Here is a 24484-nt window from a genome sequence, read left to right as displayed (position 1 = left end):
ATGCAAGCCGTATATCAAGCTCTTCGTCAAAAAGAAGTTCAAATAACAGAGCCGCAACCCTTGAAGTTTCGTTGGTTTTTCAATCTTCTTAGCAGAACAATGCCATGGAAAAATGCCTATATTCAGGAGCTTGAAGGAATTCCTTTTCAATTTTTTTTGCAGCAGCTAAACGATGAAAAAACGAAGGAATATATGCAAAAATATATGGTTCCTAATAGTAAGGAGAAGAACATAAATGGGATTTCGGAGGTTATCATATATGGATCTTTAACAGAAAAAGATAAACAGCTCATAATGAAGCTTTTTGATCACGCTACAGAACAGGAAGGCAAGATCATGATCCCTCTGGAGAAGCAGTCGATTATTTTTATCCAAGCTGAGCAGCATTCAATCGAAGTCATCTTAGACTGCTCTAATGAAGAATTTCATAAAAAGCAACTTTCCTTCAACAATGTTCTCATAAGAAATAACTAATTTAAGAAAAAAGCAGAAGAACGAATATCGCTCTTCTGCCGTAAAAACTCCATCTGATGGAAGGCTCCTTTATTGAATCACCTTGTCAACGATCCCGTATTCATGAGCTTCTTTTGCTGTCATAAAGTAGTCGCGATCCGTATCTCGCTCCACTTTTTCAAACGGTTGACCTGTTCGATCTGAAATGATTCGATTGAGATCCTCTCTTGTTTTGAGGATACGACGAGCACTAATCTCGATATCGGAGGCTTGACCTTGAGCCCCGCCAAGAGGCTGATGGATCATAATTTCACTATTAGGTAGTGCAAATCTTTTTCCTTTTTCTCCAGCTACAAGGAGGATAGCCCCCATTGATGCCGCCAAGCCTATGCAAATCGTACTTACCTGAGGTTTAATATGTTGCATTGTATCGTAGATCGCTAGACCAGCTGTTACTGATCCACCAGGACTATTGATATACAGAGAGATATCCTTATCTGGATCATCTGCCGCTAAGAACAGAAGCTGAGCAACAACACTATTAGCAACTTGATCATTAATCTGTGTACCCAAGAAAATAATACGATCCTTCAATAATCTTGAGTAAATATCATAGGAGCGTTCTCCGCCTTTAGATTGTTCAATCACATATGGAATATAATTCATGTGCATATTGTTCATTTTCTTCTCTCCTTCTCTATTTACGTAATCCGCTTTTCTTTTACTGGTTTAATCTACTATCCACTAATGCCATAAGTGTACTTAAGCCACCGCCTGCATCATTCCCTTAGTAAGCCTTACAGACTTAGGATAGGATGAATCCAGCTTTCTTCTTGTGAACAACGTTGTTGGTACAAATTCAGCTGTTGTGTCTCTTGTATTTTGCAAGCGTTGAATCATAACAAGTAAGAGATCAGGGTTCTGTTCCTGAATGGCTCTGAGATAAAGGGATACACGTTCTATATCTTTCTCATTGTTTTCTTCCCTACGTGTGACTTCTTGCCCCTTTTCCAATACTTCACATGTTTGTTTGAGTTTCTCCTTTGCTCGGTGAAGCAGAGCTTTAATGGCTCCTTCTGTTAACCCTGCCAGATTGGAAATATCTGGTGCCGTATACTGAAAATAATAGGTCAATAAGTAGCAGATTGTTTGTTTTTCCGTTAATGTCTGGGCTAGCAAATCAATACCTGCCATCAATTCATATTCTTCTTTTTCTTTCAAATCTGCTAAGCCTTCATCCCATTCTAGGTAAGAAATGTTTTTCTCTTTTCGAATTTGGTCGATCCAGCTATTCTTAGCAATACGGTAGAGATATGACTTTGATAGGGCTGAAGCACTTGTCAAAGATCCCTTCTTTTGAAAGGTGGAATAGAGCTTCATTAAAGTTGTTTGGAGTAAATCTTCCGCATCCCATTTTGACTGTGTGATGGAGAAGCAATAAAATTTCAGAGTAGTATAGTGAGGCTGAATGTACTGCTCAAAATCAATGGAAACACTTTGTTTCCGAAGGATCGGGTTCACCTCTACACGCCCCTTTCTACATGGTATCCTTTCTCTTTTTTTAGTCTATGTATGTAATATAACGTGAGATCAAGCGAAAAGGATACGCTTTACTCCTTTTTTTTATTTTAACATAAAGATTTTTTAGATATGACCATTATAGCTTCTAAGAGCATCCCCCAACCTACTAAAGCAGATAGAGGCCTATTGTAAATTCGTATCCTTTATACCATTTGGATGAAATTATTTTGCCAAAGCTTGACTGTTCTTTTCCCAGAGTAATCTCAATCCATCTAACACAAGATTAGGATGATGAATGTAGGATTCATCTCTGAATTCAGAGAAAATCATACTAGACAACCCTCCTGTCCATATCACTTTAAAGGGCAAGCTTATTTCCTTTTTTATTCTGTTTAAGACCCCTTCAACTTGACCTATAAAACCGTAGTACAGACCTGCATTTAGGGCATCAACAGTATTTGTGCCGATGATATTGAGAGGCTTACTCAGCTCTATCGTATGTAATTGAGAAATGTTTGTTTGCATAGGCTGTAGAGAGGTCTTAAAGCCTGGTAAGATAGCCCCTCCTATGAATACTCCATTCCCATCAATTACTGTAAAAGTAGTTGCTGTTCCACATCCAACCACAATGCAAGGATAGCCATAGATTTGTGATGCTCCATAGCCCAAAATCAGTCTATCTGCTCCGATTTGCTCATCACATGATGGGTGGATTTCTAATGGACAAGTTATATTTTTACCGATGACATGGGGGAGCAATTGATATTTGTCTTGAAAAACTTGAAGCAAAGCATCAGTGATCTCTTCTACAACAGAACATATGATGACATGATGGATCTTCTGAATTTCATCTGCAAGCAATTCCGTTACTCTCTGCATCATCTGACTTCTCTCATGAATTCTACCTGAGTCTACACTCCAAACCTTACTTAAGCTACTCCCAAAGAACAATCCAAATTTCGTATTTGAATTTCCAACATCAATTGTAAGCAAGTACTCCATACCTACTTCTCCTCATATAAAAATAATTCCCATTTTTCTTCTAATAACTCTTTGTTCGATTTATGTGTTCTTTTTGTTTCCGTTAACTTAAAGCCACATTTTTGGTATAGATGCCTAGCTGCCTCAAGTTCACGATTCGTCCATAAAATAATCGTCCTGTATTCCTGCTCTTTCGAAAAATCAATTAACTTCTGGATTAACTTAAAGCCAGCGCCACTACCCCTTAAGCTAGGATCAACAAGGAATAGTCCTAATTGAGCCGTCTCGTTATCCACTCTGGTTAAGCTGATTGAGCCTTTTGGCTCTCCTTCTACTTCTAGAATCCAAATATTTTCTTTTTTCTTATCGGAATTCTCCATAAAATCATATACTTTTGCTTCAATAAACTCCCGAAATGTATGATCATATTGATACTCTCGATGATAAATGGTTGCATGTGATTCAATAATATACTCCTTATCTTCTACAGTAATTGAACGAATCAGCAGAACTCATCTCTCCTTTCTACACTAAACTTTTTCATTATATTAATAGCTTCAAAATATTAATAAGCTTCAAAGTGACTACGTTATTCTATACGCTTTAATTCTTCATCTATGAAATGTTTGATTGATTTTTCTTGAGAAAACTTCTCTTGATTATAGATACTAGAATTATTCTTAGGAATCGATAAGCTATCCCAATCCGTTTTCTTCAACATTTTGGCGGCGTAGATAATCTGTCCAACATGATAAGGATAGTGTGCTAACTGTCTATTTAAAGCTTCAAGAACGGTATGCCCTTCATTTCTAATATAAATTATCTCCGTTAATTGGTCATCTGATAGTGAATCAATCGCATTCATTAAACAGTTCCAGCCCTCATCCCATTTTTGAAGGAGCTCTTCCTTACTAGTGACATCGTTTTCAAATTCTGCATCTCGCCGACGCCCAGGCTTTTCCCCATCAGTCGTTAAAAAATCTGTCCAACGTGACATCATATTGCCCCACAAGTGCTTGACAATGGTAGCTATACTGTTAGAGTTTTCATTGAACGAGTGAAATAATTGCTCAGGTTCTAGCTGATGGATCGCTTTTTCTCCGATTGTTTTGTAATACAGGAACTGTTTTTTTACGCTTTCTAAATAGACTTGATTCAAGCTCATAGCTTTATGTCCTCCATCTCTTCATCTCAATAAATATCGAAAGAATAGAAGCAAGAATTAATCCTAAAAAGAATCCTGATATTGGAGCCACTACAATGATTCCAAGCAAGTTTTTGCTCTCTGTCACTAATAATTTAGTCATCGTAACAAGGAAAGAACTTGCAAAGACAACCATCCAATAGAATTGTTTTTGTTTCACGCTTCTGCTAGTCATATTCCTAGCAGAAGGACTCGTCTGAAGTAAAATCCATAACACCATTCCTGCAATAATTATTATACCAAGAATGGAAAAACCATACTGTAGTAGTTTAAATAGTGGTAAGTTGAACAGAAAAACTTCTTGTAAAATGGCGTAGCGAAGGACGAAATATCCAGGCGCATGTGTAAAAGCATCTGCCGTCACATGCGAGATAAACCCAATCACTACAGACATAAGAAAGACGATCCAATCTCGCAAACTACTTAATTTCCATTCTCCTAGCAGATTATATGCTCTTTGATCTATATGACAGAATGCAGGAAGATGTACTACAAGTGATTTCTTCACAATGTAATGAAAAATATAGGCAAGCAGAATAGACAAGGGAATCGCCTGTATAAACAAACCTGACACTGTATGACCGATCCCTCCATAGGGTTCTAAGTGTAAAAAATATTCAAAATCAGGGGCCATACTGCCAAGTACCAGCCCTGTCAAACTAAGATATTTGGGACTTATCCACTTCAATGGAAAAGCAAAAATAGGGTGTGAAAATGTAAATGGCATCACTGAACTCCTTAGCTACTAATCTTGTTTAATCATCCATTCTTCTTTCTGTACACAGCAATAATATGATCATTCCTTATCTTCTATATAGATTCTCTCCCCAGTCTTAGGATGATAATACACAATAAATCGCTCATCTTTCTCTGGATCAATGATCTTCTCTTTCGTTGGAACAAAGCCCTCAGGAATATGTGTAGACTTTAGATTTCTTTTATCTAATTTGCTTGAAACCGCTAAAAGTACGATGAACAACAATAGTTGAAATAGCAAATAGAAAATGATGATTTTGGACATGCTTCTTACTCTTTTTCCACTATGACTGCTGTGCCATAAGCCATAACTTCACTCATTCCTTGACCAATGGTGCTAGAGTCATACCTTAGCATGATAACCGCATTTGCTCCCATTTGAGTAGCATTTTGAATTAAACGATCGAGGGACTGTCGTCTTGAATCTTCTAATAGAGCTGAATACTCCTTAATTTCTCCCCCAGCTAAGGACCTAAAAGATGCTACAATATCTTTTCCGATTCCTCTTGCTCGCACATTGATTCCAAAGGCTGGGCCTTTTACTTCTACAACTTTATATCCTGGAATGTTTTCAGTTGTTACAACGATCATGTATAGTTCCTCCCTGTTGTTATGATTCATATTTTCTAAGAAATTCTTTCTCTGTTCCAGTGTAATCCTTAAAATCAATTTCTTCTTGCCGCGCTTCCTTAAAAATGTAAATTAGATCATTTCTTATTTTGTTCATAACCTCAATATCTATGTCTGACATGATTAAACTATGTAGTATGTTTTCAAAAAACGTATTTTCTTCCTTATCTAGTTTTATATCTAACTTTTTACTCTCCATTATTTCACCTCGTTCATTAACAACCATACTCCATTCAGCCATGAAATCCATCGAATTGAATGATTCATTATAACGCTTTATTGTGTACTATACGTTAGGAAGTATTTTAAGTTTCATACTTTTAGACGTTCAGAATGTATTCTTTCACACTTGGAAACAGGAGATCCCGTTAATCTCCATACTGTATGACTAAGAGCTAAAGCTTCATCCATGTCATGTGTGACAAGTAAAATCGTGGGTTTGGTTTGTTTCCATAGCTGGAGCAAAAGCTGATGCATGTCTGTCCGAGTGCCTGCATCTAATCCTTGAAATGGTTCATCCATGAGTAGAAGCTCAGGATTGTGCAAAAAGGCTCTTGCTACGGACACTCTTTGCTTCATCCCTCCACTAAGTTGAGCAGGATAAAGTGAGGCAGAATCCCCTAGCCCTACTTCTTTCAAGAGCTTTAAAGCAAAGCATTGCTTGGCTTCCTTTTCATCAGGCTTGAGCACCCAAAGCACGTTTTCTAGTACAGTGTACCACGGAATCAGGCGAGGCTCTTGAAAAACGTAGCTGACCTTCTTATTGGGTGTCAAGATCCTGCCTTTTAAGGGTTTAATGAGTCCTGCCGTTAAACGTAACAAAGACGTTTTTCCAATTCCTGATTCACCCATTAAGCAAGTGATTTTTCCTTGCTCGATTTCCAAGGAAAAATCTGAAAAAATCTTTCTACCTCCATAATGCAATGTGATCTGTTCAAGCTTCATTTCGCCGAATCCCTCCACTTATTTTTCGAATGATCATTTCTGTACTAATTCCTAAACAAGCGATGACAAGAGTCCAAGCCATGATTTCATCCGTTTTTAAATATAAACGAGAAGTATTCATAACCGCTCCAATTCCTGTCTGTCCACTAATCACCTCTGACATGACCACTGTTTTCCAGCCATTACCGATTGTAATCATCATAGCCGACAACCAAAAGGGTTTAAGAGAGGGCAAATAAATAGAAAGAATGGTTTTTAATAAGCCCACTCGATAGATTCGCGCCATTTCAAGTAATTCCTTAGAAACCTCGCGAATCCCCTGAGCTAAATGAAAGAAAAAGATAGGAAAAAGCGACAAAATAACAACCGTAATTTGCGCCCCTCCATTGATCCCAAACCAAATCACGGCAAGCAAAATCCATGAAATGGGCGGAATGGACTGTAACACCATAACAAACGGTCGAGAAAGCTTATATAGTTTCTCATTGGAACCAAAAAGAAGCCCCAAAGCAGTTCCGCTTACTAGGGCGATGAAAAAACCAACAATCAAACGATAAAGCGTGATTCCTAGCGACTCCCAAAAGCTTTTGGTTCCCAGCATATGGCTTAGTGTTTCTAGCGTATTTACTGGTGATGGCAGCACAACTGGCGGATAAAAGCTAGACAAAGCCCCCCATAGAAAAAGGAGACTTAGAATAGCTATACTTGCAGGAAAACGATTATAAACCGTAATAAAAATCCGCATCAGGCAGCTTTCCTCCAATGGAATCTGGGGCTTCCTGTATAAGAAGTTGGAAATACCTCTCAACCTGTGGCTTGGCATCGACAGCTTGACAAACTGTAGATGAATATTATTCATCGCTTCAGCGAGAATAGCTTCTGGCAGTCCAAAGACTTCCACAGATACTGATATGGCTTTACTAGGTTCAGAGATCGTGATGCTTACTGCCTCTTCATATGCTTTTTGAAACTGTTCCACTGCCTCTGGATTTTTCTCAGCCCACTGACGATTCACAAACATCCCCGTTTGCGGCAGACTCTCGTTAAACATAGCTTGCCATACCTTTTCATAATCGATAATCTCTATTAGATCCCCCCTCTGAACTCGCAGACCACTTAAAACAGGCTCAGGAAGAACGGCAAATTCTATTTTTTCACTGGCAAGAAGCTGCATGATTTCAGGTACTGAAGAATAGACAAACTCCACCTCTTCTAGAACTCCATGCTCTTTTAGTACATATCTAGTCAAGATTTCAGGTGGTCCCCCTTGTCCGGGAATATACACCTTTTTATTTGCTAGATCAGTCATTTCTGTTACCTCTGGCGATAAAGATACCAAAAACATTGAGCCCATGTATTCACATGAACAAGCTGCAATGGGAATCCTTGAGCAGCTACATTGGCTCCTAGATTTAATGGAGCGGCGATAAAATTTGTTTCACCACCTTGTAGTGCAGCAAGAAGGTGCTCCAATGTATCCCAAGTCTGTACATGAATCCGTAACGAGCTTGATTCCTGCTCTGCCGCAACGAGAGCTGGGAGAAGGGAAGGAGCCTTAGGGGATAGAATAGTCACTTCCATCCTTTCCCTCTCCACTGTTCCCACATTTTCTTGACTTTCATTTTGAAGAGAGGATTTCATACAACCAACTAATAATAGCAGTAAGCTTAAAAACATAATCATCGTACGGAAAGTAATAGCAGATACTAATTTCATTTTTGACGTCCTTTCTTGTCTGTTTATTAGATAACAATAATCATTCTCAATTATAGAAGTGGAAGATTTAAAAAAACATCCCATAAATCTGGGATGTTTAGATTGTAGAGAGCCCCCTTCATTCTTCTATGTATTCACGTGTTTTCAATTTGAATAACTTCCTAAAAATGATAAGAGGCTCTCCAAGTTGGACAGCCCCTTTTCTGTTAGCATCAGTTCTTCAATTAACACACGTCGATAGTTTAATAAGAATTCCGTTTAAATCCCCTTGCCACCCCTTGTTTCTAGGGTACTGATTCTCTCCATTCCAGTAATGAGGGGTTTAGCACGCCTTATTAAATTTTGTGTAGCCTCAAGAGTTAGAGAGGCTTGATGGGCATTTTCATTACTCCACACTTCATAAACATATACAGAATTTGGTTCATTTTCAGAAATATTCACAAGATATATCTCGCATTCCTCAAGATTCTTCATTGATTCTGCTGCTTCCAGCAAAATATCTACCATTGTGTCACGTTCGCCTTCTTGTACCGTAAACCTACCAAACAAAGTGAATTTACTCATTATGGTCCTTTTGTTTCTAATAATGTAAAACACTAACAATTCCTTTACTTATATTCAGCTTTATGCTTCGTTTTTGAATTCATGTAAAAATATATTCCAATAACGATTTGAATTATTGGTATGAAAATTAGGAACCAGAATCGAGGTGTAGCAAAAAAATAAAGTGAAATTGGAATAAATAAAATAGTACTTACTGACATCAATGGCCAATTCTTTTTTGTTATCGCCAAAACAAAGAATGTCATGGAAGAAATCACCAACAACCAAAATAATATTACAAATTCCAAATTACATCACCCTTTCTTTTTCAATTATATGTATAAAATTCAAAAAAATCAATTTTTTTTTTAGAAAAAAGGAGGATTTATGGGATTTTTATCAAATATATTGATCATACAACATTGTTATTACATGTTAATTACAATTCCGGGAGGTATATCTAATGAAAAATCTAAAAGTTTTATTTGTATTATGTTTAATATTTTCCGCTATTTTCTCATCTGTGGCATTTTCTTCAAGTGATGAAAAAAAACAATCCAATGAAAAGAAAGAGGATATTATTGAGTTAAATGCTACTAATGAAACCGGAAAAAAATTCAAAAAAATCACATTAGTGATTAAAGACGAGGACACATATGAAATACATTTAAATGATGAAAAAGCATCTAACGGTATTGAAGGGTATGATATTGAAGTAGATATCGAAAATAAAACCTACAAAGCTGAAAAAATGAATAAAATGGAATTAGATAGCTATATTGAACCAACTATACACGAAACAAAACCAGAAAATGAATTATTTAACGAAAATGAATTATTTTCTATATCTAATACATCTACAAAAGTTGGCTGGATTGAGGTAACTGCAATTACAAGAGATCCAGTATTAGTACCTTTAAATCAAACTAGACAAAGGTTAAATTGGTATTATGATGGGAACAGAGCTTGGCAAAACAGCAGGAATGGTGGATGCACAGCATACGCACCAACAGCTTTAGGAACAAATTGGTATACTAGTTCATGTCAATGGGGATCATATAGCGTTATTGACGGGGGCAGAACAGTAATTAGCAATCTTAGTGCAGCCTATTATAATTGGGATTTTGGTTCTAACAATAAAAGAACCGATGTTAGTCATAATATTTATCTTGAAGGCTATAGAACGGGTTCTAGTAATTATAATACCACTTGGACTAAAAGTGGTGAAGGTTCTTTCCTATTAAATTTAAGAGTTGTAGTAAATAAAGGGTAATAGATTCTTAAAAATGTTAGAAAGTAAAAAAGATGATCAATTAAAAATGGAAATCATGTGGCTCAATATTAAATTATCAAATACAGTGAGTAACACCTTATATTTTCTACCCAATAACTTTCTCAAAATGATAAACGGCTGTCCGAATTGGACAGCCCCTTTTCTATTAGCATCTGTTCTTCAACTAACACACGTCGATAGTTTAATAAGAATTAAGTTTAAATCCCCTTGCCACCCCTTGTTTCTAGGGTACTGATTCTCTCCATTCCAGTAATGAGGGGTTTAGCACGCCTTATTAAATTTTGTGTAGCCTCAAGAGTTAGAGAGGCTTGATGGGCATTTTCATTACTCCACACTTCATAAACATATACAGAATTTGGTTCGTTTTCAGAAATATTCACAAGATAGATCTCGCATTCCTCAAGATTCTTCATTGATTCTGCTGCTTCCAGCAAAATATCTACCATTGTGTCACGTTCGCCTTCTTGTACCGTAAACCTACCAAACAAACTGAATTTACTCATTATGGTCCTCCTTAATTTTCTCAATTGTTAATTGTTTCTACAACCCATCTCCGTTATCCTGTTATTTCTATTAATAATAATATGTATATCCGTATTATTCTTCAATACAAAGAGCACCTATCCAAGTTAGAGGCTCAGATAGATGCTCTCGCAAAAGAAATAGATGAATGCCAACGTATCCCAAGTCTGTACATGAGTCCGTACCGAGTTTACTTCCTACTGTGCCACAACAACAGATGAAAGAATGGCTTAGAGGGTCGGGTGCTCTAACTTTCTTTTGCCTTTGACAAAAAGGATCAACAGCATGGCTGCCACTCGACTTGTCATATCTCGAATGTCTAGGGTTGGGTCAATTTCAACAATATCCATTGCCTTAACAAGCGGCACTGTGCTTAAATATTCAATCCCTCTCATTAATTGTGAACTATCCATTCCTCCTGGACCAATAGCAGGACATCCTGGAGCAAAGGCTTGATCCAAGACATCCATATCTACGGACAGGTAAATGGCATCCACTTTTTGAGCTAAGTAGCTTACACTTTCCTCTAAAATATGAATAATCTCTCTTTCACGAACATCTTTCATCGTATAGATTTTTATTCCTTGTTCCTTCGCATAGTCATGGTATAGCTTTCCATTAGAAAAGTCACGTATCCCTATTTGAACTAAGTTTTCTCCAGAAATGGTTCCTGATTCAAGCAGACCTCTGAATGGGGTTCCATTAGAAGGACCCCCATGCTCATTTTTGATTTCTCTAAGATCATGATGAGCATCAAATTGAATAACTCCCACTTTTTTATAGCCTTTAGAGAACGCCTTAATGCTCGGGCAGCTAATGGAATGATCTCCTCCTAGGATCAGCGGAGTCATGAGCGGGTGTGCTTGAAACAACTCACTTAGCGCGCTCTCAATTCGCTGCTGTGAATCAAGCAAATTCGTAACATGCATGAGGACATCTCCCATATCCCAGATCCGTTCATCCTTCAAATCAATTTCATCTTGAATAGAGTAGGTAGTGAAAGAGGAAAGCGCTCTTCGGATCGCTTCAGGTGCAAAGGCTGCTCCTGAGTGACTAATCGAGGTCTTGGATAGAGGAACACCCACAATTCCAAACCCTTCCACCTTCTTTTGTCCATCCCATGATTGCACGATTTCGGCAAAACGAGAGATCCCACGATCATTAAATTTTCCCTTGCCTGCAGGAACCAAATAGTTCACATTGTTAGCTGACATACCCATTTCTCCCCGTATACGCTATTTTTCCTGCTTTGATCACAGTATGCACATGATTCACACCATAGTGATAAGGAATGTAATGATAATTAGGTGCATCCCAGATGACAATATCTGCTCCACGTCCTACCTTCAATTGCCCTGCTTCCTCTCCCTTACCAATCGCATGGGCTGCATTGATCGTCACCGCATTCCAAATGGCTTCTGGGCTTAGTTTTAGATTAAGAGCCGCTAAATTCATAATAAATTGAAGATTTTCAGTTGGTGAACTACCGGGATTAAAGTCCGTTGAAAGAGCGATAGCCACTCCTTTTTCCAGCATGAGCTGAGCACGAGCATGAACTCCTTTACTTAGGTAAAAGGATGTCCCTGGTAGCAAGACAGCTATGACGCCTTGTTTCGCTAAGTCTTCAATTCCCTGATCCGACGCACCTACAAGGTGATCAGCAGAAATACAACCTATCTCTGCAGCTAATTCTGCCCCACCCAAAGAGTGAATTTCATCTGCATGGATTTTAAGCTGAAAGCCCATTTCTTTTGCTTGAAGCAGATAGTTTCTAGATTGCTCGACACTAAATACCCCTTCTTCACAAAAAATATCTACAAAGGTAGCTAGATTTTGTTCCTTAACTTCCTTTAATAGGTCCATCATTTCATCGAGAAATGCATCTGGATTTTCTTTATAAGCAGGAGGAATAGCATGAGCCCCCAGAAAAGTAGATACAATGTCCACGGAATGCTTAGCCTGTACCTGCTGAAGCACGTGAAGTTGTTTACGTTCTGTTTCACGATCTAACCCATATCCACTCTTCGCTTCAATTGTTGTACTACCATAAGATAGCATTCGATCTAAATGAAACAATGCCTTTGTCATCAGTTCTTCGGTAGAGGCTTCCCTAGTCATATTGACAGTCGAGTGAATTCCGCCACCCCTAGCTAGGATTTCTAAGTAAGGAACTCCTTGTTGCTTTAGAGCCATTTCATGTTCACGCGACCCTCCAAAGACTAGATGAGTATGGGGGTCGACTAAACCTGGTGTTACTAATTTGTTCTGACAGTCCAGTCGCTCTGAAATGAGCAGTTTTCCTTCTTGCTCCAGTTGAAGCGCCTCTTCTTCCGTTCCTATATAAGCAATTTTGCCCTCATGTATGCCAAGTGCTCCTTTTTCGATCACGTTAAGCTGGTTCATGTTCTTCCCTTTTACAGGTCCCTGTGCATGATCCATTGGCAATAATTGCCCGATATTAATTAGTAGAGTGTCAATTTGTTGACTCAAGTGTCTTGCACTCCTTTCTTTTTTGTACTGAGATTGACTATTCTTGATGCTTCATTGGAATTTTGACATCTTTTTCTTCAGCTACCTTCTCTGCTAGCTCATAGCCTGCATCTACATGACGAATAATTCCCATTCCAGGATCAGTCGTTAAGACTCTCTCTAGACGTTGATGTGCTAGATCAGAGCCATCTGCTACAACGACCATACCTGAGTGTAGAGAATACCCCATCCCTACTCCTCCTCCATGATGGAAGGAAACCCAGCTAGCTCCAGAAGCCGTATTAATGAGCGCATTCAAGACAGCCCAGTCACCGATTGCATCACTGCCATCCTTCATTCCTTCTGTTTCACGGTTAGGCGAAGCAACAGAGCCACAATCTAAATGGTCTCTTCCAATGACGATTGGCGCCTTCAATTCTCCTTTTTTAACAAGTTCATTGATCGCCAGCCCCATCTTGACGCGCTCTCCGTAGCCTAACCAGCAAATACGTGAAGGTAAGCCTTGGAACGCAATTCTTTCTTGTGCCATGTCGATCCAACGATGTAGCCCTGCATTATCTGGGAATAGTTCTTTAATCAAAGCATCTGTACGATAAATATCCTCTGGATCACCTGATAGAGCTACCCAACGAAACGGTCCTTTTCCTTCGCAGAACAAGGGACGAATATAAGCAGGAACAAACCCCGGAAAAGCAAAAGCGTTCTCAACTCCTTCATCCTTTGCTACTTGCCTGATATTGTTTCCATAGTCGAAAACAATAGAGCCTTTTTGTTGTAGGTCTAGCATCGCTTGAACATGTACAGCCATGCTCTGTTTTGCTAATTTCATGTATTCCTGAGGATTGGAAGCCCTTAGCTTTGCTGCTTCCTCTAATGAGTATCCGCTTGGAATATATCCATTTAGTGGGTCATGAGCTGAGGTCTGATCCGTCACGATGTCGATTTGAACCTCACGCTTGATAAATTCAGGTAGTAATTCAGCAGCATTTCCTACTAAACCAATCGAGAGTCCAATTCCTTCTTCTTTTGCCTTCAGAGCCCAAGCAATGGCTTCATCTACAGAAGAAGTCATTTTATCGCAATAACGGGTTTGAATTCGTTTCTCTATACGCTCTGGGTCCATTTCAATCGCAATAACGACACCCTTATTCATCGTCACAGCTAATGGTTGTGCCCCTCCCATTCCTCCTAATCCTGCCGTAAGAGTAATGGTTCCCTTTAATGATCCATTAAAGTGTTCATTAGCCACAGCTAAGAAGGTTTCATAGGTTCCTTGAAGGATTCCTTGTGTTCCAATATAGATCCAGCTCCCAGCCGTCATTTGACCATACATCGTGAGTCCTGCTGCTTCAAGCTGCTGAAAGTTTTCCCAATCTGCCCATTTAGGCACTAAAACCGAATTTGAAATCAAGACTCGCGGAGCTCCTGGATGAGTTTTGAAGATTCCCACTGGCTTTCCTGATTGAACTAATAATGATTCATCCGCTTCTAGGTTTTTTAAGCTATTGACAATGGCATCAAAGCATTCCCAATTTCGTGCTGCTTTTCCAATACCACCATAAACAATTAAATCTTCTGGTTTTTCGGCAACCTCAGGATCTAAGTTGTTCATTAACATGCGCAAAGCAGCTTCTTGCTCCCAACCCTTACATTCCAACTGAGTACCTCTTGGCGCTTGAATTTTTCTTTGAACTTGTTCCATCATTAATTCCTCCTTATACCCCTTGTTTTTGATTATATTTTTCAACGATCTTCTGACCTTCAAATTTCAACCATAATGTAAGCGCTTCAATATCTTTTGAGAACACACGATCCTTTGTAATAGCAGGGACAATTTCACGTGCTTTATCAAAGACTCTTCTGGTTTTTGTCGACATTTTCTCAATTCCACGATATTGAACAGCTTCCAAGGCACAAATCAATTCAATCGCTAATACCCTCCTGCAATTCTGGATAATTTGATAAGCATGTCTTGAGCCAATGGTTCCCATACTCACGTGATCCTCTTGATTGGCGGAAGAGGGAATTGAATCCACACTCGCCGGATGAGCTAAGGTCTTGTTTTCTGAAACAAGTGCAGCAGCACAATATTGCATGATCATAGCACCTGATTGCAGACCAGGCTCAGGACTTAAGAATGGAGGCAGATCATTTAATTGAGGATTGACTAGCCTTTCAACGCGACGCTCAGAAATATTCGCTAGCTCAGCCATTCCGATTCCAAGAAAATCCATGGCAAAAGCGATTGGTTGACCATGGAAGTTCCCTCCTGAGATAACTTTCTTCTCAGTATCAAAGACCAAGGGGTTATCGGTTGCTGCATTGATTTCGATTTCCAGCTTTTCTTTTACATACCCCAAGACCTGCCAGCTTGCTCCATGTACCTGAGGGATACAACGTAAGGAATACGCATCCTGAACTCTCAGCTCACCTTGTTGGCTTGTCAGCTTACTATCTTGCAATAGTTCTCTAATCCGTGCAGCAACTTCAATTTGCTCAGGATATCCTCTAGAAGTATGAATCAGCTCATCAAAAGCATCCATGATTCCTTGCAATCCTTCAATTGTAAGGGAGGCAATGATATCAGACTGAATGGCCAGTTGCTCTGCTTCAATAAAACTAACCACTCCCATAGCAGTCATAGCTTGAGTACCATTAATTAAGGCTAAGCCTTCCTTCGCTTTTAAGCTAATCGGTTGAATTCCTGCCAACTGAAAGGCATGACCGGTTGAGGTTCGTTCCCCCTGATAAAACACTTCACCTTCTCCAATCAATGCCAAGGCAACATGCGAAAGTGGCGCTAAATCTCCACTAGCTCCGAGTGATCCCTGCTGCGGGACAACGGGATGTATATGCTGATTCAAGAGCAGCAGCAGCTGTTCAATCGTTTCTCTTCGTATACCTGATACACCTTTTAGTAAGGCATTGGCACGTAGAAGCAGGATCGCACGACTCACGATCTCAGGAAAAGGTTCCCCTACCCCACAAGCATGGCTTCTAATTAAATTTAATTGCAGATCCTCTACATCTTTTTTCTCAATCAGCACATCACTAAATTTTCCGAAGCCTGTTGTAATTCCGTATACAACCTTTCCTTGATCAACAATATCCTCAACCATTGCTCGGCTTGCCTCTACCTTTTTCCAGACATCGTCTGGAACCGTTACCATTTCACCAAGGTGCAGGACCTGATACACTTCATTTAATGTCAGTGTATTCCCAGTAAGAATCACCATCTTTCATTCCCCTTTCTCTAATAGATCTTAATAGATCTCCTATCACGCTTTACCTAACTAAAGGAAGATGCAAAAAGGGAACTATACCATCAAGAAGAGTAGGTGTTAACCATTTTCTTCCTTAGATATAGCCCCCTATTAACTATTAACTATGGGCATACACTATTCAATTAAATATGATTGATTCCCAAACCTATGGCTTCATGCTCTAATCCCTTAACAGGAGCACCAATCGTGCCATAGACGGCAACAGCAATCCATTCCCCTTCATCTTCGTTCGTATAAGGACGACCGCGGACAACGGAAAAATTTAATCCGACGGTGCGAAGTACAGTACCAAGCTGAATTTGACCTCGTGTGATTCCATGAAGACCTTCCATGATCGCGTGGTATAACGCATGGGTTTCACGATATACATCTGTGCGGATGACACCTTGCTTCTTTGCTGCTGTTTCGATGGCAGCAACGACTTTGTGCGCATCCATTGAACCTACTTTCCCCTGACAATATCGGCACCCTTGTGATACTAACGCCTCTAGAAATGGTGAATCACCTTCACTTTGTCCTTGAATAGCCAAGAGAATCGCGTTTCTTCCAATACGGTGATCTACTTTATCTATCATACTTTCACTCAATTCTAACAAGCATTTTCTTCACTGATATCTAATAACTACTATTATTGTAGATGTTCTACCAACGGAAGTCAATTTACTTTTTTCACTAAAATAGCCGGTATTCTTTTTTGAATTAGACAATCAACTAACTGATGTTCAGCAATGAGCCCTAGGGCTAAAGCTGCATCCACCTTTTCTGAATCAGGTTTCTTGGTCACGATGATACAGTCTGAAAGCTGCAACTCTTCCAGTACTCTTACTGTTTTCTGATCATCATACCTCGTAGACTCCCTTATTTGTCTCTGCACTGTAAAGTCCCCTACATTCTCTTCCCCTCTAGTACCCTGTCCCACATGGTGGTCAAAATAGAGATGAAACCCTTGCTTCAGCTCCTCCAATTCTTTTTCCGTTTTTTTCAACTGCGCCAGCAATTGATGATAGCGCTCTACTTTTTCTGGAGATAGAAAGGTTTTCGTTATTCTATCATATTCTTCTTTCGGTTTTTGTTTCATTGCTCTTTTCCCTACTTTCTGTTTTTTCCATCATATGTGCCAAAAAACAGAAAAATAACGAAATTTTCTATAGTGAATGAGGATCACTCTTTTGCTTCAAGCTTGGAGACAGTTCTATGTTCTTCTTCTCTTGTGGTATGGCTAAAATAATGACAGTGGTCATGATACATAGACCACCAAGCATCTCATAGAAGCCAAAGGAAGTCTGTAGCCAGATCACCGATGCTATTACCGCTGCCAAAGGCTCTGCTGTTGCTAACATACTCGTTTCAGTCGCTCTTAGATAACGTAGACTATCCAAATATAAGTAAAAAGCGAGTAACGTTCCAAAAAATATAATAAAAGCAACGCAAAGCAAGACAGAAAAGGACCATACCTGTCCTTCCATCTCCCACGGAGCTCGAAACACACTTAAAACGATTCCTCCTATAAGCATTGCCCAGCCAATCACCGTTGCTGAACCAAATTGGGCAAGCAATCGTGCAGGATATAAGGTATAAAAAGCAAGAGCTACTGCCGATAGTATCCCCCAAATCAAGGCTGCCTTTGATACAGACAAACCCTGAATTGTCCCATTAGTGACCAATAAAAATATCCCTGTCAACGCTAAGAGCAAGGCAATGGCTTCAATGATACTAGGCAGCTTTCTCGCTACACTGATAACATATAGCATAATAATCATTGGCGCCAAATATTGTAGCAAAGTAGCAACCGCCGCATTTCCTTCTTGAATCGAGGCAAAGTATGTATACTGTACTCCAACCATTCCCATGATTCCAAAAACAAGGAGAGAATAGCCATTTCGAGGGCTCCTCCAGATTGTAAATATACTCTGTGTGGAATCGTGCGAAGCGAAAACAAGGAGAATAATTCCAGCAATGATTAACCTCATTGTGACCAGCCACGCTGCATCAAAGCCCTTATGTTGGAATAAAAATTGCGCTACGGTTCCAGATAATCCCCAGAAGATAGCGGCAAATATGACCATCAGATATCCTTTTGCTCTATTACTCATTACAACGAATCCTCTCTGTGTCTTCAATAAAAACATTATATTAAAAAGGCTACCCACTTGGATAGCCCTAAAAATGGTTGATTTTTTTTTATGGTGAATGTCTGTTATCAATAAGTGGGGAGCAGATTAATGGTTAATTGCTGACCATTTTGCAGCTTCTCAACTTCTTGGCGTATTTGTCTTTTTATTGTTTCAGCGTCTTGTTTCGTTCTTACATAAACAACAATTTCATCTCTATAATAATAGACACTATAGTCCTGGATCCCCTGTATGTTGGAGATCCTGTTTTCAATCTCCCCATGTCTATGCCTGTGATACAATTCTGGAGCATCGTCATTATATCCCCTTGTATGTTGTCCAACCGTCCCACCATAGCCTGTTGTGCCACTACTACCAGCAAGATCAGTTGTATTTTCCGTTGCTTGCCTGTTTCTTCCTAGTCCTCTAGTGCGATCCCTACCTGGAAAATCTTGAATCTGTCGATCTACTCCCAGAGATTGCTTCCTCATCCCTTCGTCATCTTGAGTTGCGTATTCTATACACCCTGTCGTGAGCAGCATCATCATAAGCAAAGATAGGACCATCAGCAGTAACTTCTTCATTGAATACCTCCATCAATGGTGCAAGTATAAGACACACAATTTGTCTTATATGTAGCCTTCCCTACCCAAGCATAAGAAATAGATAGCAAAAAAAAGAAGTTAAGCTAAATAGCTTTAACTCCTTGACCTTTACTCGTATGCTGATCTTCAGCAACCACATCTAATTTTCCAGTCGCCGGATCAATGATAAGTCCATGAACCAGAATATTTTCTGGTATCAAGGGATGATTTTTTATAATATTTACACTATTTTTCACACTTTCCTTCACACTATCAAAGCCCTTCAACCATGCTTCCAGATTAATGCCAGAATATTCAATGGTTTGCAGGGTCGATTCAGGGATTCCTCTCTCAATAAACTTATATTTCATCTTGTTCGGGTTTACACAGCCCATCCCACAGTCATAATGACCGATCACAAACACTTCCTCAGCATTCAACTCATAAATGGCAAGCAAGATGCTTCTCATGATACTCCCGAAAGGATGAGATACAACTGCCCCCGCTGTCTTAATAATTTTCGCATCGCCGTTTTTTAGGTTTAATGCCTGTGGTAAAAGCTCGATTAGTCTGGTATCCATACAGGCTAGAATACAGAATCGTTTATCTGGATATTTTGAGGTTTGATACGGTTCAAATCTCTTCTCTTCAACAAACTGCTTATTATAGCTAAGAATATCCTTAATTAAGGTCATACTTCACCACCTCCACTTTATTACTTCATTCCATTTATTTCATGAGTTAATGAAAAAACATATGTAGATAATACATACAGGAGGTGTTACTACTATGAATAACTACTATCAAAGTAACATGTATCAACAACAACCTATGAATCAAGCTGGATACACAGGAACAACGACTGGTTACTATAGCCAGCAGCCTCAATATGCCAGCAACGTACAACAGCAACAATATCGACCTGTAACACAATACGCTGGAACTCAAGCAGTGTATCAGCCTGGTTTTGCTGGGACTGACCCTCAACAAGTCAGACAAAGCATTACTCAAGCTTCTAATCCAAATCAATACATTGGTAGCAATGTAAACCCTGCCTATAGAAGCCAAACGCAGTATGCAGGCTCTCAGGCAATTATGCAACCAGGATTTGCTGGAACAAATGCTCAGCAGGTTAGGCAGTATAATACCCAATCTGCCCAACATCAACCCTATACTGGAGTAAACGTTCCTCAAACACAGCAAGTTAGGTATTCCTCATCACCAACTCAGGCTATTTTTCAACCAGGTTTCGCAGGAACAAATTCTCAGCAAGTTAGACAAAACATTGCCCAAACAACCAATCAGCAGTATAGCTATGGACAAGTAGGTCAACAGTACGTTGGTGGTACTCAATCCATTATGCAACCAGGATTTGCTGGAACCAACCCTCAGCAAGTTAGACAGCAAATTTCTGGTGTGCAATCCCCTTATGGGTATTCACAATAATTAGTGAAGTTCAGATGAAAGTGTCCCTTTTACAAAGGGGCACTTTCCTTTACTTTAGTAATAGGGTGAAATCATCAGATAGACAAGAACCCCAGTTAAACTTACATATAACCAGATTGGCATGGTCCAACGGGCGATCTTTCGATGCTTCTCGTCCTGTCTGTTTAATCCTCTTGCTACAGAAACAAGAGCCAAGGGAACGATAATAATAGCTAATAAAATATGGCTAATGAGAATAAAAAAGTAAACCCCTCGAATCCATCCTTCTCCACCAAATGGGGTCGACTCCGTAAGATAGTGATAGGTCACATATGTAATCAAAAACAAGAATGTGGTGGTGAAGGCTGCAAAAATAAATCGTTGATGCAGCTTGATATTCTTTTGTTTAATAGCAAATAATGCAAACAATAAAAAAATAAAAGTAAAGCTGTTAAATATAGCGTTCATCATCGGCAAAATGGTCAAATCAAAATGCTCGAAATCGGTCTTCCCGGGTAAAAAGAAGAGGATCACCACAAGAACATTAACGGCGATCGATAAGCCAATGATCAGGGGTGTATAGTTCCTTTGTTTTCCGGCATTGATTGACTCGTCCTTATTTTTCTTCATTTGTCTTAACTCCCTCTGTCTCCTTTTTTTATCATCACTCATTGTAAAGAAAACATCAAGATTTGTCTAGGTTAAGGATAGGATGAACGCTATACCTTTCCATTATTTTACGGCTTCTAGTATCGCATCTTGCGTAATTCTCCAATGCGATTCATTCCAAGTTACTTTTTTATTTTGAACAATGAGAACTTGCGGAGACTCATGTTTAATTTGCGTGTCTTGTTCAATTTGGTTGGAAACAGGTCTTGATTCCCTTACCTTAACTAGATAGGGGGTAAAGCCTTTTTGCTTCAATTCCTCAAGCGTCTTTTCAAACTGCTCTAACCCATCAGCACTTACTGGACAGATGGTACTATGCTTGATAATGGCATATGAATCTTCGCTTCCCCATAATTGATTCCATTCTTCTACTTGTGTAATTTCCTTCATTGCAGACATTGCATCATCCTCCTTCTTTGTTATACTACATAAATATCACATCTAGAAACATTTGGCAAAGAACATGCCTGAGCGTGTTCATCTGACTTTCCTATGGTATGATAGCTACATTATTAATGTAAAAAAGATTGAGGTGCCTTATTCCTATGATAAACAAACTAGAATTACCTACTGACATTCAACGTACGATTGATGCTATAAGAGAACGAAACAAACAGAATCTAGTGGATAACACGGACTACATTGGCTCTAATTACTACACACCCCCGAGTCATGAGCTTATATACGATACAGTCATCGCTCTCGCCCTTGGTAAAAATATTCTACTACAAGGACCAACGGGTTCAGGAAAAACAAGATTAGCAGAATGGTTATCTTATTTTTTTCACCAACCACTCCATATGGTCAATTGCTCCGTAGATTTAGATGCAGAAGCCCTTTTAGGCTTTAAAACTCTAGAGCATCATGATGGGAAACCTTCGATTGAATTTACTCCTGGTCCCGTCATTCAAGCAATGCAGAAAGGACATCTCCTGTATATTGATGAAATTAACATGGCGAAGCCAGAGACACTTCCCATTCTTAACGGGATATTGGATTATAGACGCAGTATTACGAACCCTTTTACAGGTCAGGTTGTGCAAGCTGAGCAAGAGTTTAAAGTCATTGCAGCCATTAATCAGGGGTATGTCGGAACCGTTCCACTTAATGAAGCCCTAAAGAATCGATTCGTGATTATTCATGTTCCCTATCTACAAGGGGAGCTGCTTAAAGATCTGATTCGCCTTCACTCCAAGCTGACGAATGAAGATATGATCCAGCTCTTTGTCCGGCTTTCAGCAGATTTGATTTTTCAAACAGAAAAGGGACAACTCTCTGAAGAGGCTGCCTCGATTCGTGCCCTGCTAGATGCTGCTGATCTAGCCGTCTACCTTCCAGCGAAACGAGCGATCCAACGTGCTATTATTGAGAAGCTAGAAGATGAACGTGAACAAGCTCTCGTTCAAAATATTATGGATACTTTGTTCTAAAAGGTAGTGTGATTAAACATGAAGTTCCTTTCTTTTGTAGAAAATGATTTTGATGCTTTTCTCCATATGCAGCTAGAAGACCTAGCACAAACCCTATCACGCAACAGGGAGATAAAAGTAGATTATTCCCTTTTATCTTACTACGATCCATGGCAAAACAAAGTATTTGCAAGTCGCTTCTGGGACAAACTTCCCCAGCATGATAAGAAGATGGGGTTACTCAGTGACGTCTATCTAGCTTCCTTGGGACAATACTCTTTTACCCAGTTTGAGCCTATAGCTACATACAAAGAGGCTTGTAAAAAAAGCACAAAACCTCGCTTCGCCATTCAGCTCTTAGCGTTGTGTGAGGAATTACGTCTTTTGGAACATTGTCAAACGTTACGAAAAGGGATGCATTCCGCATTTCTGAAACGTAAAGAGATCTATCGCAAGCATTATGCCGAGCAAATGTCTAGTTTTCTCGTTCAAAAACATCTAGCAGATGCATTGCTCTGTGCTTTATATTGCTATTCAGTAGACGAAGATCCTCTATCTCTTCATTTTTCACCAGAGATTGAAGATATTCTATCCTTACTCATGCATGAATGGATGACCGTCTATGAAGCTAGTTCAACACAGGAGCTGGTCGATTTTTGTCTTTCATTAATGAATCGCCTGGAATTTCTCCTCCCTACAGATTCATATTCTGATCTATTCATATTGTTCAGTAATGACAATTATGTTTCTTCTGGAGAAAAACATACAGAGGGAAACAGGGTAGATCCATTAAAGAACATAGATAAAAATCCCGAGTCTCCAGAAGATTCGCTTAACGCTGAAGATAAGCTTCCAACATGGCATCGAGAAACCTCTCAGCCTACCCAAAGCTTCTTACAGTTTGAATTGGAGCAAGGAACCCAAATGCAAATGCTCGGTGATGCTGCTCGTCAGTCGGAAACAGACGATCAAGCAATGGGCTCTGTACAAGGGAAAACAGGAAAAGCTGAACAAAATGATTTTTCCAAACAAGTACTAGATGAGATGCTTACTCATGCTTCCGAAGTCAAGGAGCATCCCTATGGCAAAGCAAATGCCTTCGCAGCTCTTGTATCCGTCCAAGCTGAAAAACCTACTGTCGAGGAACAAGAGCTGTACCGAGGTTTGGTTGCCAACATCTTTGGGGTCAAAGAGAACATTCGGCAATCGATCCTGAAAACGCTGGAATTCAAAAGAAATGCTCCACGGCAGGATCTATATTGGGGAAGACTTGATAAAAAAATAATACGCCTCCTTACCGAAGAACATCCAAGGTTATTTTATAAAAAACAGCATCCAAGCTCTAAAATCGATGCTGTCTTCTCTCTACTTATTGATTGCTCAGCCTCTATGTACAATAAGATGGATGAAACCAAAAAAGGAGTGACCTTGTTTCATGAGGTATTACGAGGACTTGCTATTCCCCATTCCATAACAGGCTTTTGGGAGGATGTCAATCAAGTAAAAGAAGAATATTACCCTACTTATTTTCAAAAAGTAATTTCTTTTGAAAACGCTCTGTCAAAAGACGCTGGGGCTGGAATTGTTCAATTGAAAGCGATGGAGGATAATCGCGATGGCTTTGCCATTCGTCACACTGTTAAAGAATTATTACATCGAAGTGAGAAGCATCGCTTTCTTTTCGTCTTCTCTGATGGTTCACCTTCAGCCGCTCAATATGACAATAATGGGATTCTCGATACGTACCAAGCTGTCTTAGAGGCTCGTAAAAAAGGGGTTACAGTGATAGGTCTTTTTCTTGCTAATGGAGAAATAAATGAAACGGATCGTGAAACAATGAGCAACATTTACGGGAAACAGCATATACTTGTAGAAAATGTAGGACAACTCCCTGAACATCTCACCTCTTTACTCAAAAAAGTGATTTTCCGATCCATATAATCCTTT

At 39.4% G+C, this 24484-nt stretch carries 30 protein-coding genes; 5 read left to right on the top strand and 25 right to left on the bottom strand.

Annotated elements, in window-relative coordinates:
* Nucleotides 1-474 carry a hypothetical protein gene (locus JCM10596_RS30155; protein WP_234410457.1) on the top strand — a complete coding sequence of 158 codons (474 nt, stop codon included), beginning with the start codon at nucleotides 1-3 and terminating at the stop codon, nucleotides 472-474.
* 69 nt (nucleotides 475-543) lie between these two features.
* On the opposite strand, the gene clpP is transcribed toward JCM10596_RS30155, so the two are convergent.
* From clpP to JCM10596_RS09145, 13 genes are all read right to left on the bottom strand, one after another.
* Nucleotides 544-1134, bottom strand: coding sequence for an ATP-dependent Clp endopeptidase proteolytic subunit ClpP (gene clpP, locus JCM10596_RS09205; RefSeq protein WP_267879684.1), 591 nt, complete (start codon nucleotides 1132-1134; stop codon nucleotides 544-546).
* A gap of 81 nt (nucleotides 1135-1215) precedes the next feature.
* The gene (locus tag JCM10596_RS09200) at nucleotides 1216-1974 is read right to left on the bottom strand and encodes a sigma-70 family RNA polymerase sigma factor (protein WP_025026879.1); all 759 of its coding nucleotides are present in this window, start codon (nucleotides 1972-1974) and stop codon (nucleotides 1216-1218) included.
* A gap of 222 nt (nucleotides 1975-2196) precedes the next feature.
* Nucleotides 2197-2976: a type III pantothenate kinase gene (locus tag JCM10596_RS09195; protein WP_025026878.1), complete on the bottom strand. Its 780-nt coding sequence runs from the start codon at nucleotides 2974-2976 to the stop codon at nucleotides 2197-2199.
* Between the two features lie 2 nt (nucleotides 2977-2978).
* The gene (locus JCM10596_RS09190; RefSeq protein ID WP_267879685.1) at nucleotides 2979-3458 is read right to left on the bottom strand and encodes a GNAT family N-acetyltransferase; all 480 of its coding nucleotides are present in this window, start codon (nucleotides 3456-3458) and stop codon (nucleotides 2979-2981) included.
* Nucleotides 3459-3544: 86 nt separating this feature from the next.
* Entirely contained in the window at nucleotides 3545-4120 is a 576-nt protein-coding gene (locus tag JCM10596_RS09185) for a DUF1572 family protein (RefSeq protein WP_025026876.1), read from the bottom strand.
* Between the two features lie 4 nt (nucleotides 4121-4124).
* Nucleotides 4125-4886 (bottom strand): DUF4184 family protein, encoded by a 762-nt coding sequence (locus JCM10596_RS09180; RefSeq protein WP_025026875.1) that lies wholly within the window; start codon nucleotides 4884-4886, stop codon nucleotides 4125-4127.
* Nucleotides 4887-4955: 69 nt separating this feature from the next.
* Nucleotides 4956-5180, bottom strand: a complete 225-nt coding sequence (locus JCM10596_RS09175) for a hypothetical protein (protein ID WP_025026874.1) — start codon at nucleotides 5178-5180, stop codon at nucleotides 4956-4958.
* Between the two features lie 5 nt (nucleotides 5181-5185).
* Nucleotides 5186-5506: a YbjQ family protein gene (locus JCM10596_RS09170; RefSeq protein ID WP_025026873.1), complete on the bottom strand. Its 321-nt coding sequence runs from the start codon at nucleotides 5504-5506 to the stop codon at nucleotides 5186-5188.
* Nucleotides 5507-5525: 19 nt separating this feature from the next.
* Nucleotides 5526-5786: a hypothetical protein gene (locus tag JCM10596_RS09165; protein ID WP_148302548.1), complete on the bottom strand. Its 261-nt coding sequence runs from the start codon at nucleotides 5784-5786 to the stop codon at nucleotides 5526-5528.
* 71 nt (nucleotides 5787-5857) lie between these two features.
* The gene (locus tag JCM10596_RS09160) at nucleotides 5858-6490 is read right to left on the bottom strand and encodes an ABC transporter ATP-binding protein (protein WP_025026871.1); all 633 of its coding nucleotides are present in this window, start codon (nucleotides 6488-6490) and stop codon (nucleotides 5858-5860) included.
* The gene (locus JCM10596_RS09155) at nucleotides 6480-7835 is read right to left on the bottom strand and encodes an ABC transporter permease subunit (RefSeq protein ID WP_234410460.1); all 1356 of its coding nucleotides are present in this window, start codon (nucleotides 7833-7835) and stop codon (nucleotides 6480-6482) included. The genes JCM10596_RS09160 and JCM10596_RS09155 overlap by 11 nt, the downstream gene beginning before the upstream one ends.
* Entirely contained in the window at nucleotides 7805-8206 is a 402-nt protein-coding gene (locus JCM10596_RS09150) for a hypothetical protein (protein ID WP_025026869.1), read from the bottom strand. Before JCM10596_RS09150 ends, JCM10596_RS09155 begins: the two co-directional genes overlap by 31 nt.
* Before the next feature lie 258 nt (nucleotides 8207-8464).
* Nucleotides 8465-8770 (bottom strand): putative quinol monooxygenase, encoded by a 306-nt coding sequence (locus JCM10596_RS09145; RefSeq protein ID WP_025026868.1) that lies wholly within the window; start codon nucleotides 8768-8770, stop codon nucleotides 8465-8467.
* A 442-nt stretch (nucleotides 8771-9212) separates the two neighbouring features.
* On the opposite strand from JCM10596_RS09145, the gene JCM10596_RS09135 reads away from it, so the two are divergent.
* Complete coding sequence (locus tag JCM10596_RS09135) at nucleotides 9213-10022, top strand: hypothetical protein (protein WP_025026866.1); 810 nt, start codon at nucleotides 9213-9215, stop codon at nucleotides 10020-10022.
* Nucleotides 10023-10240: 218 nt separating this feature from the next.
* On the opposite strand, the gene JCM10596_RS09130 is transcribed toward JCM10596_RS09135, so the two are convergent.
* From JCM10596_RS09130 to JCM10596_RS09085, 10 genes are all read right to left on the bottom strand, one after another.
* The gene (locus JCM10596_RS09130; protein WP_025026865.1) at nucleotides 10241-10546 is read right to left on the bottom strand and encodes a putative quinol monooxygenase; all 306 of its coding nucleotides are present in this window, start codon (nucleotides 10544-10546) and stop codon (nucleotides 10241-10243) included.
* A 249-nt stretch (nucleotides 10547-10795) separates the two neighbouring features.
* A complete protein-coding gene (gene hutG / locus JCM10596_RS09125) occupies nucleotides 10796-11779 on the bottom strand; it encodes a formimidoylglutamase (RefSeq protein WP_051541247.1) in 984 nt (327 codons plus the stop codon).
* Nucleotides 11769-13004 (bottom strand): imidazolonepropionase, encoded by a 1236-nt coding sequence (hutI, locus tag JCM10596_RS09120; protein ID WP_051541250.1) that lies wholly within the window; start codon nucleotides 13002-13004, stop codon nucleotides 11769-11771. The genes hutG and hutI overlap by 11 nt, the downstream gene beginning before the upstream one ends.
* 88 nt (nucleotides 13005-13092) lie before the next feature.
* Nucleotides 13093-14757: a urocanate hydratase gene (gene hutU / locus JCM10596_RS09115; protein WP_025026862.1), complete on the bottom strand. Its 1665-nt coding sequence runs from the start codon at nucleotides 14755-14757 to the stop codon at nucleotides 13093-13095.
* Between the two features lie 13 nt (nucleotides 14758-14770).
* Nucleotides 14771-16291 carry a histidine ammonia-lyase gene (hutH, locus tag JCM10596_RS09110; protein WP_025026861.1) on the bottom strand — a complete coding sequence of 507 codons (1521 nt, stop codon included), beginning with the start codon at nucleotides 16289-16291 and terminating at the stop codon, nucleotides 14771-14773.
* Nucleotides 16292-16461: 170 nt separating this feature from the next.
* Nucleotides 16462-16914: a histidine utilization transcription antiterminator HutP gene (gene hutP, locus JCM10596_RS09105; protein WP_025026860.1), complete on the bottom strand. Its 453-nt coding sequence runs from the start codon at nucleotides 16912-16914 to the stop codon at nucleotides 16462-16464.
* A gap of 80 nt (nucleotides 16915-16994) precedes the next feature.
* Nucleotides 16995-17417, bottom strand: a complete 423-nt coding sequence (locus JCM10596_RS09100; protein WP_025026859.1) for a hypothetical protein — start codon at nucleotides 17415-17417, stop codon at nucleotides 16995-16997.
* Nucleotides 17418-17484: 67 nt separating this feature from the next.
* Nucleotides 17485-18432: an EamA family transporter gene (locus JCM10596_RS09095; protein WP_051541246.1), complete on the bottom strand. Its 948-nt coding sequence runs from the start codon at nucleotides 18430-18432 to the stop codon at nucleotides 17485-17487.
* Nucleotides 18433-18539: 107 nt separating this feature from the next.
* Complete coding sequence (locus tag JCM10596_RS09090) at nucleotides 18540-19034, bottom strand: YhcN/YlaJ family sporulation lipoprotein (protein ID WP_025026857.1); 495 nt, start codon at nucleotides 19032-19034, stop codon at nucleotides 18540-18542.
* A gap of 104 nt (nucleotides 19035-19138) precedes the next feature.
* On the bottom strand, nucleotides 19139-19729 hold the full coding sequence (locus tag JCM10596_RS09085) for a beta-class carbonic anhydrase (RefSeq protein WP_025026856.1): 591 nt from the start codon (nucleotides 19727-19729) through the stop codon (nucleotides 19139-19141).
* Nucleotides 19730-19823: 94 nt separating this feature from the next.
* Here JCM10596_RS09085 and JCM10596_RS09080 point away from each other — a divergent pair, with 94 nt between their 5' ends.
* On the top strand, nucleotides 19824-20480 hold the full coding sequence (locus JCM10596_RS09080; protein ID WP_025026855.1) for a hypothetical protein: 657 nt from the start codon (nucleotides 19824-19826) through the stop codon (nucleotides 20478-20480).
* Nucleotides 20481-20534: 54 nt separating this feature from the next.
* Here the strand turns inward: JCM10596_RS09080 and JCM10596_RS09075 are convergent, their stop codons facing one another.
* Nucleotides 20535-21089, bottom strand: a complete 555-nt coding sequence (locus tag JCM10596_RS09075; protein WP_025026854.1) for a DUF420 domain-containing protein — start codon at nucleotides 21087-21089, stop codon at nucleotides 20535-20537.
* A gap of 102 nt (nucleotides 21090-21191) precedes the next feature.
* Entirely contained in the window at nucleotides 21192-21527 is a 336-nt protein-coding gene (gene ytxJ / locus JCM10596_RS09070) for a bacillithiol system redox-active protein YtxJ (protein WP_025026853.1), read from the bottom strand.
* A 146-nt stretch (nucleotides 21528-21673) separates the two neighbouring features.
* On the opposite strand from ytxJ, the gene JCM10596_RS09065 reads away from it, so the two are divergent.
* Nucleotides 21674-22558, top strand: coding sequence for an ATP-binding protein (locus JCM10596_RS09065; RefSeq protein WP_025026852.1), 885 nt, complete (start codon nucleotides 21674-21676; stop codon nucleotides 22556-22558).
* Between the two features lie 18 nt (nucleotides 22559-22576).
* The gene (locus tag JCM10596_RS09060) at nucleotides 22577-24478 is read left to right on the top strand and encodes a vWA domain-containing protein (RefSeq protein ID WP_025026851.1); all 1902 of its coding nucleotides are present in this window, start codon (nucleotides 22577-22579) and stop codon (nucleotides 24476-24478) included.
* Nucleotides 24479-24484 lie beyond the last annotated feature (6 nt).

This window comes from Caldalkalibacillus mannanilyticus JCM 10596 (genome assembly GCF_000615945.1).
Taxonomy (GTDB): Bacteria; Bacillota; Bacilli; order Caldalkalibacillales; family JCM-10596; genus Bacillus_AT; species Bacillus_AT mannanilyticus.
Note: the sequence above shows the minus strand (reverse complement) of the source record. Positions and strands in the feature narration are given on the sequence as shown.